A 13,527-nucleotide genomic window follows, 5' to 3' on the forward strand; every position below is an offset into this window, starting at 1 on the left:
AAGTCTAAAACACCTCCTTTCCTTCACATTCATGCGTTTTCACCATAAAAAAAGGACATGCATTAAGCACGTCCTGTTTAGAGACTAGGCCTTTTGGCCAGTATCAACACATAATTTTTTTATCCTCGTTTGGCTCGTTCCCATTTTACCGATTGATTTCCTTTCATGTATCTTCTGAATCCAAGGTATACCGATAAATTCATGATAAAGAAATAGTAAGGAACAAAGAGCGCTTTGATTTTAATTCTACGATTTTCTAAAAACCAGCCAATTAGGGCAGCCGAATAAAACGCGACTTGTCCATAAAACAGCAGGGTGTAAATGTTTTCAGGGTTCATACCCGAATTGTAGGCCAATGCAAAATTCATTGGTAAAATAAATAGCAATAACAATGGCGTTAATGTCCATCTAAGTACCCTGTGCGAAATGTACTGGAAAGACAAGGTTCCATATTTAAACGGATTTAATAGTGGCGATAAGCGAACAACAGACTGAATGCCTCCCGCCGAAATTCTTACCTTTCGTTTAAGTTCTTCTTTTACGTTGGCCGAAGCGGTTTCTATTGCATAAGCATTGGGGTTGTACTGAATAGTATATCCAGACATGGCTACACGCAATGAAATGATAAAATCATCGAGCAATGTATCTTTTTCAACCTCTTGCCAAAGTTCGGTTCTGATGGCAAACAGTTCACCTGCTGCACCCACTACCGAATACCATTCGGCATCCCATTTTTTTAGAGTCGACTCATATTTCCAATACAGCCCTTCTCCTGCACCAGCTGCAGCATCGGCATTTTTCTGGTAGATTCTCTTTTCTCCCGAAACACAACCTACTTTAGGATCTTTAAACAGGTTTACAATTTCCTGAATTGAATCTTCGCCCAGGTTGGTGTTCCCATCCGAAAAAATAACAATCGGAGTTTTTACGAATTGCATTCCACGATTCATGGCACCAATTTTACCTCCTCTGGCATTTTCATGATAAACTTCTACTCCTTCATACGTTCTAAGCAAATCGGGAGTTCCGTCATCCGATCCATCGGTTACCCAAACATGCTTCACCTTTTCTTTTGGGTAGTTTAAACTAAATGAGTTCTTCACTTTTTCGTCAACATAGTCCTTTTCGTTGTAGGCTGCTACAAAAAGTGTTACCTCTGGTTCATAATCTTGGTTGCCTGTAAACTTTTTCTTCAGACCGAATAATCTTCTCAATTTTACGATCAGGAATAATAGAATTCCATATCCCAAATAGGAATAAAAAATGATAAACAATGCAATCCAAAATAATATTTCGATAGTCTTCATAAGTAGTAGATTTAAGTCAATTTATTCTGCGTAAAATATTTAGAGAATCAATTCAGATTTTTTTCTTCGGCATAAACTTCATGGTACAATTTTAAATACTCTTTGGCCATGTTCTTCCAGGAAAAGAGTTTTGCTCTTTCGAGCCCTTTTCTGCATAGCTTTTCCCTGTAATCGTCATCACTTAAAATTTTCTCAATTCCAGCAGTAATTTCCCCGCTTTTGTGCGGATCTACAATTAAGGCTGCATCGCCGGCAATTTCGGGCATGGATGATGTATTGGAAGTAATCACCGGTACACCACATGCCATTCCTTCCAATATTGGAATTCCGAAACTTTCTCGCAGCGACGGATACAAAAATACCTTACACTGACTGATGATTGCAGGCAGGTCTGTATTCACGACATAGCCAGTCAAATGAATATCTTCTCTGATTTCAGGGTGTCCAATATCAGTAAGTATTTTTCTGAGTGCATTTTCTTCGTAATCTAACATGACAAGTTTGTACTTTTCCTGGCTTGCTGCATTAAAATCAGCGAAAGCTTTCAGTACATTTGGGGTATTCTTTTTAGGATCGGTGTTTCCAAGGAAAAACATAAAACGATCGGGAAGTTTATATTTCACTTTCGCTTCTGCCAAAACCTTTGCATCGGTAATTTGGGTAAAGTGCTCGCCTACTCCATTATGAATGGCTACCAGGTTATCGCCCAATCCCATAAAATTCTTGATCCTGTTTTTTTCGAAGTTGGAAACTGTAGCAACTCTTTTGCTTTTTCGAACTACAGGAGGTACAATCCATCGACGATACATATTGCCCAGTTTCTGATACCAGGTGCCCGCTTTTTTGAAGATACTTACACTTTCGAGGTAAATGATATCATGCAAAATGGTTACCAATGGAACCGATGATTTAATAGGGCCAGTGTTGCTTGTACAGTGTAACAAATCGCAACCTTCGGCTTTGGCAGCCTTAGGCAGTGCATATTGCTCCCAGGTAGGATAAGGTCCTCCTGCCAATTCTACAATTTTGAAATTATCGGCTGCTGGTATGCATGTATTGTCAACGTCGGGTTTAACGAATATAACATATTCATTTTCCTTGTCGATCACTTGAAGATTTTTAATCAGTTCAAGTGCAACCATATCCATACCATGCTTCTTTTTTCTATAGAGTCTTTGTCCTTCAATGCCTATTTTCATAAGATTCTGTTTTAATTGTTTACGCCATGTTCTGTATGGATAAATTTTTTGTTGGCTCCTTTAAGCTTAAACAAGGAAGCAAACATGAGAAAGAATGCACGAGGCAAAGAAAGAATTGCCCTCAAAGTGCTTCCTGTATAAAATTTTCGTGGTATGCTTAGTGCAAATGCCAATACTACCAGTAATAAAACATACATCCACTGCTGAATGCTAAAGTGTAAGATGCTGGCCGATTCAAAAAAATACCAAACTGCCATGTAGAAAACACTGATGATTCCTACCATTCCCAGAAGCAGGATTCGAGGCGGTGATATCATCTGGTATACTTTATCGAAGAAATCGATATTTCCTTTAAAAAACAGGTGGTACAAACCAGGAAAGAAATACCTTGCAAAGTAGATAAACTGGGCAGACAACCATCTTTTTCTTTGTTTGGCAAACACTTCTGATTTCTGCACTTTTTCATCCAATACGATGGCATCGTTTAGGTATTCAATTTTCTTTTTATCTTTCAACAACTTTAACTCCAACTCTTTATCGAAACCACCAATGGCATTTACCTTGCTCATGGTATCTTTAAAGAATGCATAATCGAAAGCCATTCCTGAACCAATTAAGGCTGATGAAAAGCCTAAAACCCGATGTCCTTTTCTAAAAATATTGTTATTCACCTCTTCGCTAATGGCATCGAGAATTGCGAAGGAAGTATTTACGTTTTTCGCTGCACGATGTCCCTGCACCACCATAAATCCATTATCGAAAGATTGATTTACTTTCTGAATAAAATCTTTTTCCATCAGGTTATCGGCATCCAATACCAGTGCAACATCGTAATTGTCGCCAATGGTTTGCATGGCTTTGTTCAGGGCTTTCGATTTTGTGCTTACGTCGAATGATACTTCTACCAATTTTATCGGCAATTCTTTTAAGCGATCTATGGTCTGTGCCTTAAATGAGTCGGCTATAATTACAACATCATATAAATCTTGCGGGTAGTTCTGATTGAGTGCATCTTTAGCAACATCAACAATTACAACATCTTCCTTGTAGCCAGGAATCAATACCGCAAATTTCCTGTTCTTTGTATTTTTTGGTGTTTTTTGTCGATATGGGAAAATGCTTGCAAAAGCAAATATGAAAATATAAACTGCCGCAAAACCCAGGTACACAAATAGTACCAACTCTACAATGTATATTATGGTATTCAAAATCTCCATACAATAAATTTAAGCGTTAATCAATCTTAGCTCTGTGCTAAATAGTCATCAAGAACCTTCTCAAAATCTTTGGCTCTGCTTTCCCAGGATGTCGCCTTGGCATACTCAATTCTACTTAGAATTTTCTCGACATTGTCTTGCTCTATTTCCTTGCGAATGGCTTCGCAAAAGTCTTCTTTGTTTTTGGTGAAATTTGCCACTCCATCGAACTCTGGTAAATTTGCGAATGAAGTTAGCACCACAGGAACACCTACCGATAAGTATTCATTAATCTTTAATGGATAAATATTCTTGGTATACTCTGTACACAAGTAGGGAATTAAGCCTACATCGCATTTCTTCAGTAAATCGGGCACCTCGTGTGGTTTTACAGGTGGCAGAAATGTTACATTTGGATATTTTGCCAGTGCATCATGAATTTTTGGGTTCATTAAATCTCCTACAATCTCAAATTCATAATCTGATAATTGCTGCACTGTATATTCAACGGTTTCTATATCGAATCGGTGATCTAAACTTCCAATGTATCCAACTTTCTTCTTATTGGAAGTATTGATATTGGTTTTGGCCGATTTGTTAAACACATTAAAGTCCACACCATTCTTCACCACTTTCATTTTATCATTCAAGTGCTTCATTGAGTCTGCCAGAAAATCTGAGGTGGTAATCACACCATCAACTTTCTCAGCATAAGAATGATCGGCAACTTGTGCTCTTTTACCATATCGCCTTTCATCCGGACCATCGTAACAATAGTAAACACTTAAGCTTTCTTTGAGTTTTCCAAGCAAGGTGTTCCCGTAAATTGCATTATAAGCATTTAGTGCAATTGGGTCTGTCATGTTTAGTTTTTTAATGGCGCGTTTTATAGAACGTGCATAGAAAAACGTATTTACATTCAGAAAGAAATTGTACAAACGCTCGTTCTTAAAAAAAGCAAAGGGAAGCAATGGTGGTAAAACCAGATGGTTCACCTCGGTATCGAAAGTAGATTGCTTTTTCACCAACCTGCTTTTAATTCCCAGCATTCTTTTAACAGGAGCCCTGCCTTTTCCCATTAGGGTAAAAATCAAATCTTTAATGGTAAAAGGATATTCTACAAAAAGTAGCTGATTCGATTTTGCCAGTAATGAAACCAGTTGAACCGTTGATTTGGTATAAAATCCTTCCCAGGTTGTGTTGGAAACACAAACAATATTTTTCTTGTTAGTCATGCCAAATTTGTTTGAAAGTTGATAAAATTCTCTTGCACAGGAAGCACTAGTTGCTTCTTATTTTATCACGAACTTTTAAGGCTACTTTTCTTAAAAAGGGGAAGTATTTGCCACTCTTAATATTGTATTTAAGCGATTGAGAATCAAAAATCATTTCGAAATTCTCGGTACACAAAACTGGTTTTTTGGTTACCCGATTAATTTCCAAAGCCTGCGACAATGAACTTTCGATGAATAAATTGTATTGTCCTTCTTTGTAGGTATCGGCCTTATGGCCTGCATGATTGTTCGCTTTCTGGCGCGCTTCTTTGTTGGGTAAATCGAGCATTACCAGTTTGTCGTACTTCACCTTATTGGCATCGAGCCAGGCTTCCGTTTCTTTTCTGTATTTCTCTAGTCGGGAAGTTACAATGGTACCAATTTTAGCTCCCGGAATGTACAAAGGTGGAGCATTCAATACAAAATTGATGTACTTTTCTCCATCATCATTCTGATCTTCGGTAGGATCTACGCACAACACGCCATCAATATCGAAACAAGCCTTTTCGAGTGTGGTATGATTGAATACGTTCCATTGGAAATATCTGGGAAGAGGTACAGCTTCGAAATAGTAGTCTACCATTTTTTCCTTACCAGGAACAACATAGACTGCACAATATTTCAAATTAAAATCCTTTGCAACTTCCTCCAACCTCTTCTTGCTTTTGTTCATGGCCGAACCCGAGGCAATACTGTCATCCACAACCAAAACCTTCTTAATTTCTTTCATATCAAAAAACTGACTTCTTTCTCCAGCTTTGTAGATGTGTCCTTTTAGGAAAGAATCGATATCGGTATAAGGTTTATTCAGGTATAGTGCCAACAAATTGGCTGGAAGCATACCACTGCGGGGAATTCCAACAATTAAATCGAAATCGCGAGGTAATACATTTAGTCGTTTTAGGATAATCTGATTCAAATCAGAGATATTTCTATAGTACATAGAGTAAAATTTAAGTTCGTAATCAAGGTAATTTTAAGTAATAGTCTTCTTTTTAAACGGTCAAGTTTAAATAAGGATTCAATAAAAGTGGACTTTTTATTGATAATTATTTATTTTCTATCTGCGGAAGCTCTTTTGATTCGAGCGCAAGTTTATCATCTTCAAACTTTTTGGCCAAAAACAGATAAGCCATGCTTGAATAAATTAATAGTCCGGTAGGCATCTGTCCGAGCACACCATTCCCATAAGAGGCAGCCATGATCCCAAAGAGTCCGGCCACCAGAGCACTCATAATTCCAATAATTTCCTCATCTTTTAATCTAAACATGATTATGTACACCGACTTAGATAAGATGTAGAACAGGATAAACAAATGTAAAGTGAGCCCAACAACACCTTGTTCGGCCCAAATCATTACATACCAACTATCGGTTGGGGTTCTTGCCAGGAAGGTATGTGGAGTAAAACGCAATCCCCAATTCCCGGCCGATCCTATTCCTCCACCTAATGGGCGCGATGCTAAATAACCTTTGAGTTTTCGTTGATTTTCGAGACGAACTTGTAAGGATGCATTATTAGGGTCAAATGCAGTTCTCATTCTTCGCACCGTTGGATTTCCTTGCGCAATGGTTGTGTATTTGAAAAAGACCAGTACACTAATGCCCAGTATAGCGCCCATTACAATAATTTTTACCTGCTTTTTGAGAACTGTGTATAAACCAAATCCCATAATTGGCACGGCAATAGCTCCCCTGGTTCCTGATATCATTAAACCATATAATCCCAGAACTCCGGCAACAATGTAGAAGATTTTAAGTCGCCGCGACCGCTTTTGATTTAAAGCCAGAATCAGAAAAACCACCCCGGCATGACCTTGGGCAGCACCAAACTGACCAGCATCGGAATAGAATGAAAATACTCGCAGTTTTCCAAAAAGAACATGGGTGCTGGCATTTCCGGCATCGAGCCATGCCTGTTCGAAAGGATCCACACCAAAATTTTTCTGCATAATTCCTTTTAGCGTGCCTAAAATGGAGAGTATGGCCCATATTTTAAACAGCAACTCAAGATCTTTTTTCTTGTTGTAGAGGATAAAGATCAGGGGAACCGTAAACAGCATGTATAAGGAAACGCTACGCATGGCATAGAACCAGGCAACGCGACTGGCAGCTTCGGGATTCACCAATTGTACCAGGGCATAACCATACCAAATGGCAGCCAGCAGAACAAGGTCATTCTTCCCGTTTTTCCATGGAATTTTATAGAAGAAACTTTTAAAAAACAGGGCCAAATAAATGAGCAGAAACTGTCCATCAATCGATAAACCCAAAGGAACACCTTTTACGTATCGTACAATTCCAATGGCAAGGAAATTCAGGATGTAAATTCCGATAATCCCCACTTTGGGAATGGCAAAAATTAAATAGATGTAGCTTACGAGAATGGGCATGGCCAAAATCCCAATACCTGATATCATGCCTCCCTTGGCAACCAGGTATCCAAGAATTGTCATGATTAGCAATACGCCAAAGAAAAACTGGGGTTTCTTCAGGATATCGCTGCCATACTTTTTCTCGAAAACATTTTCCATATTGGCCTGTTGTCAAACGCTTTAATTTACATTCAAAGAGTTTTCTAAAAATTGTAATGCTTCTTTCTTTTTGCCCTCTAATAGCGTGTTTACCTTTTGGTAATCTATTGGTGTTTTTATCATTTCAGAAATATTATCCTGATAGCCCAATACCAAACGATCTTCCAATCCCAATATTTTCAACAGCGAACTAAAACGTGTAATTCCTCTCTTGGCATTGCCAATAGCAATAAATGGCTTATTAAATATAATTGAAAAAACCGTACCATGAAAAGAATCAGTCACAACAAATTCTGCATCCATAAACCCTCTTAACCAATTGGTTACCGGCGGACACACACAATCTTCCAATCTTTTCTTACCCATTTCCCTAAAAATTCCTTTCGGCATAATGGATACAGGCTTAATTTTTAACTCTTCAGCCGCCTCATCAACAATTTTCTTCTTATCGGGGGTCAGGTCTAAAATATAATTAAGCAAACTACCTTTTAGCTTAGGAATTTTATCTTTTTCGACCAATGCAATGTACTCTTCCTTATCAATTAGCATGGTTGGATCGAGTGCTACAATCGACTCTACATTTAGCTTGTCTTTGCACAATTCTACAGCCGAGTCTTCTCTTACCGAAATGGTATCGAATTTTTGAGCCAGACTTGCGCAGGCTTCCGTTTGTCTGCCGCTAAACTCCCAATTGTCTACTCCAAATGAAGCAGCATATGCAATCCTTTTGGCCTGTGAATCTTTGGGTAAAAATCCTAAAAAATGATTTTCCAGCACAGGAGAATATTTTGGGCGCCAAACCTGGTCGCTTCCTGTAACAAATGCCTGAAAATCATACTTGCCAATATTCTTAAAATCCTTTTCAGATCTGAACAAGTCTGTTGTTTTTACATTTTCCTGAATAAAACGATCGGTATGCTGCCTAATGGTTTTTTCCTCCTCTTTGGTAGGCCATGTTCTGACCACCACATCTTTTCTGAATAGTACTTTTAAAATTGATCTTCGCACATAGGAAAGCACCTTCATTTTTAAGGACATTGGTGCTGTATTTCGATTGATGGTATAGGAATCGTGCCCTAGTTTTTTTAATGCAGATTGCAAAGCATAGGTTTGTAAAATTCCTCCATAGTTCCAATTAAATGGCAGTGTAATAATACCTATTTTCATGACTTTCTGTTTTAGGTTAAACTGTGCTTGATTAGTGCATTTTGGTAATTTCTTCGGCAGTTTTTCTTGGCGATGAAGCAATTGAGAATTCATCGGGCAGATAGCCGCAGGCAATGATCATTAAAACCACTTCGTTGTGAGGGATATCGATAATTTCCCTTAATTTCATGTCTTTGTCATCGGAAACACTCCAATTTAGCGAACATGCTCCAATTTTATTGTAGTGTAAAGCATTTAACAATGTCATACTGAACAATCCTCCATTTAGATGATTTTCGAACCTTTCGTGCATATCCTTTGTTGTGGACACTACAGAACTTACAACAATTAAGGTTTCGGCCAGGTGACCAAATCCTCGGTTTCCATTCTGAATTTCGAGAATCGCTTTCTTTTTTTCGGGCGATTTTACGATATGCACCCGATTGGGCTGACGATTACAAAAAGAAGGTGAACGTTGCGCCAGATTGATGCAATCGTGAAGTACATGCATTGGAACTTCTTCCTCTGTATAGTTTCGAACCGAATATCTTGATTGACAAAATTGATCGAATGGAGCATTTTTATCCTTAAAATAATCGGCCTTGCTTGTTCTAATCTGCTTTTGACCTTCCACTTTGGCATATCGTTCCTCAATCGAGATCAATCGACCTAACAAATCCTGATCTAATGAAAAGTTGATTTCCTCATGATAATGAAGGTATTCCTTTAATACTGATACGGATTGGGTAAATTCCAAATCATTTTCAGGAAGTTGAAATTTTTCATATCGCTCCACCGTATCAATCAAGATCATGACCACTGCCTTTCCAAAACCGGGTCTTGGTTCGGGCATGGTTAATCCTTTCTCAACAATATGATAGGCCAGGGCCAAATCTCTTTTTACTTTTTCAATATCAGATTTGTTATACACTTTATCATATACACGCCTCTTTAAGTCATACATACTCGCTTTTTTTGCTGAATTTAGATAATACAAATACAGCAGTTTCTGCGGTAACATATTTTTTATTTGTGCTTTCAATGCTTTCATTTCAAGTATATTTAAGTAGTGTCATTTTTTGTTCACACAGTCAGCTTGTTTACGAAGTTGGCTTAAGTCTTGTCACCAAACTTTTTACAGGCTTATACAGTAAATCTCTTTCGTAATTATTCATCGATGTCATCCAGAATATCGGGATGTATATCACCGAAAAGGTACAAATTGCGATTGCCAGGTTTATTGGAGTATCAAGGTCCACCTGACTAATTACCCAATAGGTTAGCAATCCTAATAGTGCCGGTGATATTGCCATTTTACCAATCTCTTTCCAGAACTTTGGAATATCGATATCTTGTCTTTTAAAATAGTAGATATTCATAATGATGATATGACCCAAAACCAGGCCTGAGCAGATGGCAATACCACAACCTATTCCGCCATAAGTATCTACCAGTAGGAGTTGCATAACCACACTAAATATTGCGATACACAGATAGAGCACCGCCCTAAATTTCAGTCGGTTTCTTGCTTGCAATATGGTAATTCCCAGGTTTTGTATCAGAGGAATCGTTAAAGGAATAAACATGAGCAGTGTAATGACATAGGTGTCGGTATAGTCTGCACCTGCCCACAGGTAAATGAACTGTCGTCCAAAGAGGATAAATCCCGCAAGGATAAAGGCCATTACTATAAATTGAATTCTTCCGGTACGAATGAATAAATCGGAAATTTCCTTATTGGATTTTGATTGGGAAACCATAGCTGTAACCTTAGGCAGAAATACCCCCGAAATGGCTGTTGAGAATCCCATATACATTTGTTCGAGCTGAATGGCAACAGCAAACATGGCAACGGCCGCTGTACCCACATTGGCACCCAGAACCAATTGTCCCGAACTCCAATACAACCGATCGATTATGGCATTCAGGAATATGAAAAACGAATATCCGGCAAGTTCTTTAAAAAAGCTCCAGTCGAACTTCTTGAAACGGATCTTGATCTTGATTTTATTTCGGCAATACCATAAGTTAATTAGCTGAGTGGCTACATTAAAAATGGTAATTAACACTACCATTCCAATGGCTCGATATCCCATCTCCAAAAGGATAATCATGATTAAAGGGTTCAGGATAATACGTGCAATCTGTACCACCTTTTGAAATACAAACTTTTCGTAGGCTGTCACTATAGAACCAAATATGCTTACCGGGAATGTAAACACCAGGTTGAAAACCATTAACAAAACCAGGATATGCACTTTCTCGAGTTCTTCGGGAGTTAAGGTATCACCATAGAGTGTATCGATATTAAAATACAAACCCATTCCGAGTATGAGCACAACCAGGCCTATGAGCGAGTACAGCACCACAAACATCCCAAACATGGAGTATTGTTCTTCTATTTTTCCCTCGGAACGAAATTTTGCTGTGTAACGAATAATGGTATTCCCAAAACCCAAATCCAGAATGGTTAGGTAGGCAACTACAGATGCTACCAGTGAGTACAAACCGTACTCACTTTGTCCCATCATGCGTAACATGTATGGTGTATATAAAAGGCCTACAATATTACTTAAACCTATAACAACATAGGATAATATTGCACCTACTTTTAATTGGTTTACTTGCATAAATTCCTTTTTATCAGGTTTAAGAGAATTTCGTTTTGGTAAAGAACCTTAATCGAAGTGCATTTTTAATTCCTTTTCTAAACTTGGTACGCTCTTTTGGCAAATCGCCTAAAATGGTTTCCATTTCATTAATTTGCACACCATTAAGAACAACTTGTACCGAATCATCATCGCCTGCTACCGATAAGAAATCTTCGAACGAATTGCGATCTGCCTTTGCCCATGCCCTGTTGGCTCTTACCACTAACATCGAGTAATCCGATTCTCTCACAAGATGCACAGGATATGAATTGTTTAAGATGCCTGGAATTTCAACAAAGGTGTAATCAAAATCCTCTTTGCCTTTTACGTTTTCGCCCAATTCCTGAACTCCTTTCACCCTGTGGAAATTGGGCGTGAATTCGTAACAACTGCGTTCATAATCGGCAGGTTCATCGGTTTGATTGTGCGATACATATTGGATTTTTAAACCAATGTTGTGAAGTTTTTCGGCAATCTTGCTAAAAACAAATGATTTCCCCTCGCCTGCCTGGTTGCTAAACACCAGTATTTGCAGTGCTTTATTTTCGCCAGCAACGGAAGGTTTCATAAGCAATAACTTCCGTGTGAGTACATCGAGGGTTTTATTTTTAATGTCATCTAATTTTAAACGTTTATTTTTCACCGCTAAATTTGGGAACATTGCCAATACCTTTTTACCAATGCAATCTTCTGCACGAGCAATGGTTTTGATCCCTGCATCAAGAAATTCCAGTACAAGAATAATAAAGGTAGGAATCACGAAGCCAATCATAAAGGCAATAATCAGGAGAAATTTTCTCTTACTGGCTCTTGCTTCGATAGGATGAAATGGCGGTGAAACAATCTTTAAATTAGAGTTTAATTCAATATTTTGTTGTTTTAATTTGGCCTTGTTCAAGCTTTCCAGTAAAGACAAGTACTTTTGTTCTGCTACATTAATTTTTCTTTCAAGCCTCTTCATAGTGGCACCCAAAGGAGCGTAATATTCAAACAGTTCTTCAAATTCTTTTTTAATTTGGTCTCCCACCTCTAACTGGGCTTTTGAAGATTCGAAAGCAATGATTTTTTCGAGCCATCTGTTCAACAAAGAATGACCGGAAACGCCTTCTTTACTGTTATTAATTTCGTATTGTTTATCGAGAAGTTCTCTCAATTGGCCTTCGATGTATTCGGCCTCTTTTTTCAGTGACAGAATCCCTACAGAATCCTCATCGCTCTTCTCATAATTGAGTAAGCTTCTATTGGTTTTTAGCCATAACTCATGGTTGATATCCGAGAGTTTTTTTCTTACATCCAACATTTCACTACTGGTGATTCTTCTTTTTTCGTTGGCTGTCATTTTACTTTCAAGCAGATCGAGTACCGAAGCTTCTGCGGTGTTCTTCATTTGAATTTCGGTATAGCTCAGATCAAAATGCTCTTTCTCAGAAGCGATATGCCTGGTTTGCTCGTAATAGTTGATAATATTATGAGCTTTGTTGAACTCTACCAGTTCCTCTTCCGCAACATTTAAATCGGCTTCGGCATTTTCAATCTCTTTCTGGAAATAACTCACTACCGCGTCGGATTGATTCACCTTGATATCAGAATAAATTCTAACAAACACTTCGTTGATTAATTCCAGAGTATTTGCACAAATGCCTGGATCGTCTGAATTGTAGGAAATTTTCACCATATCACTCGATTGAATACGGGAAACTTTAATCTCGGCTAGAATTCTTTTGCTACTGTAATGCCTGTGATCCAAGTGTATCAGCTCATAAATAAAATTGGTGTGGTTGGTATCTTTGTAGGCTACAAAATTCAGATAAGTCTGTTCAGGATCGTTTTTAACGATTAAGGCCTTCACCTCTGCAGGCACCATTTCCATTAACTCATCGTAATGTTTTTTGAGGATGATATCAGATTTAGGTCCATCTAGCAGCATGTGCTTGGTAAATAGGCGTAGTGCAACTTCTTCTATGGTTGTTTTTGTACGGATCAGGTTGATAAAATTATCGAAGGCAATACGTGTTCCGAAAAGATCCAATTTCGATTCTTCAAGCGATACAATTGATGACCCAGTGGCAATACCAGTATAAATTCTGGTACTCGAATCATACATTTTAGGTTGATCTTTGGTCAATATAAAAACCAAACTCACCATAATAATGGGAGTTATCATTAACACCAAAATGTGTTTTTGCAAGAGTCGTATGAAGAAGATTATATTCAAATCGC

The 13,527-nt window shown here is 38.1% G+C and carries 10 protein-coding genes; all 10 read right to left on the reverse strand.

Translation table 11 applies throughout. From position 1 onward, the window contains the following. Window positions 1–119: 119 nt before the first annotated feature. Window positions 120–1,307: a glycosyltransferase family 2 protein gene (locus ELS83_RS09190; protein WP_171595255.1), complete on the reverse strand. Its 1,188-nt coding sequence runs from the start codon at window positions 1,305–1,307 to the stop codon at window positions 120–122. A gap of 47 nt (window positions 1,308–1,354) precedes the next feature. After that, window positions 1,355–2,506, reverse strand: coding sequence for a glycosyltransferase family 4 protein (locus ELS83_RS09195; RefSeq protein WP_171595256.1), 1,152 nt, complete (start codon window positions 2,504–2,506; stop codon window positions 1,355–1,357). Window positions 2,507–2,517: 11 nt separating this feature from the next. After that, window positions 2,518–3,723 (reverse strand): glycosyltransferase family 2 protein, encoded by a 1,206-nt coding sequence (locus tag ELS83_RS09200; protein WP_171595257.1) that lies wholly within the window; start codon window positions 3,721–3,723, stop codon window positions 2,518–2,520. Between the two features lie 26 nt (window positions 3,724–3,749). After that, the gene (locus ELS83_RS09205) at window positions 3,750–4,937 is read right to left on the reverse strand and encodes a glycosyltransferase (protein WP_171595258.1); all 1,188 of its coding nucleotides are present in this window, start codon (window positions 4,935–4,937) and stop codon (window positions 3,750–3,752) included. A gap of 46 nt (window positions 4,938–4,983) precedes the next feature. Further along, window positions 4,984–5,919: a phosphoribosyltransferase family protein gene (locus ELS83_RS09210; RefSeq protein WP_171595259.1), complete on the reverse strand. Its 936-nt coding sequence runs from the start codon at window positions 5,917–5,919 to the stop codon at window positions 4,984–4,986. A 106-nt stretch (window positions 5,920–6,025) separates the two neighbouring features. Then, window positions 6,026–7,510, reverse strand: coding sequence for an O-antigen ligase family protein (locus ELS83_RS09215; protein ID WP_171595260.1), 1,485 nt, complete (start codon window positions 7,508–7,510; stop codon window positions 6,026–6,028). Window positions 7,511–7,531: 21 nt separating this feature from the next. Then, on the reverse strand, window positions 7,532–8,677 hold the full coding sequence (locus tag ELS83_RS09220) for a polysaccharide pyruvyl transferase family protein (RefSeq protein ID WP_171595261.1): 1,146 nt from the start codon (window positions 8,675–8,677) through the stop codon (window positions 7,532–7,534). 31 nt (window positions 8,678–8,708) lie between these two features. Next, window positions 8,709–9,620 (reverse strand): nitroreductase family protein, encoded by a 912-nt coding sequence (locus ELS83_RS09225; RefSeq protein ID WP_171595262.1) that lies wholly within the window; start codon window positions 9,618–9,620, stop codon window positions 8,709–8,711. Between the two features lie 136 nt (window positions 9,621–9,756). Beyond that, the gene (locus ELS83_RS09230; RefSeq protein WP_171595263.1) at window positions 9,757–11,286 is read right to left on the reverse strand and encodes an oligosaccharide flippase family protein; all 1,530 of its coding nucleotides are present in this window, start codon (window positions 11,284–11,286) and stop codon (window positions 9,757–9,759) included. 19 nt (window positions 11,287–11,305) lie between these two features. Next, window positions 11,306–13,471, reverse strand: a complete 2,166-nt coding sequence (locus tag ELS83_RS09235; RefSeq protein ID WP_171595264.1) for a GumC family protein — start codon at window positions 13,469–13,471, stop codon at window positions 11,306–11,308. Between the last annotated feature and the right edge of the window lie 56 nt (window positions 13,472–13,527).

Source organism: Marinifilum caeruleilacunae (genome assembly GCF_013141825.1).
In the GTDB taxonomy this organism is placed as follows: Bacteria; Bacteroidota; Bacteroidia; order Bacteroidales; family Marinifilaceae; genus Marinifilum; species Marinifilum caeruleilacunae.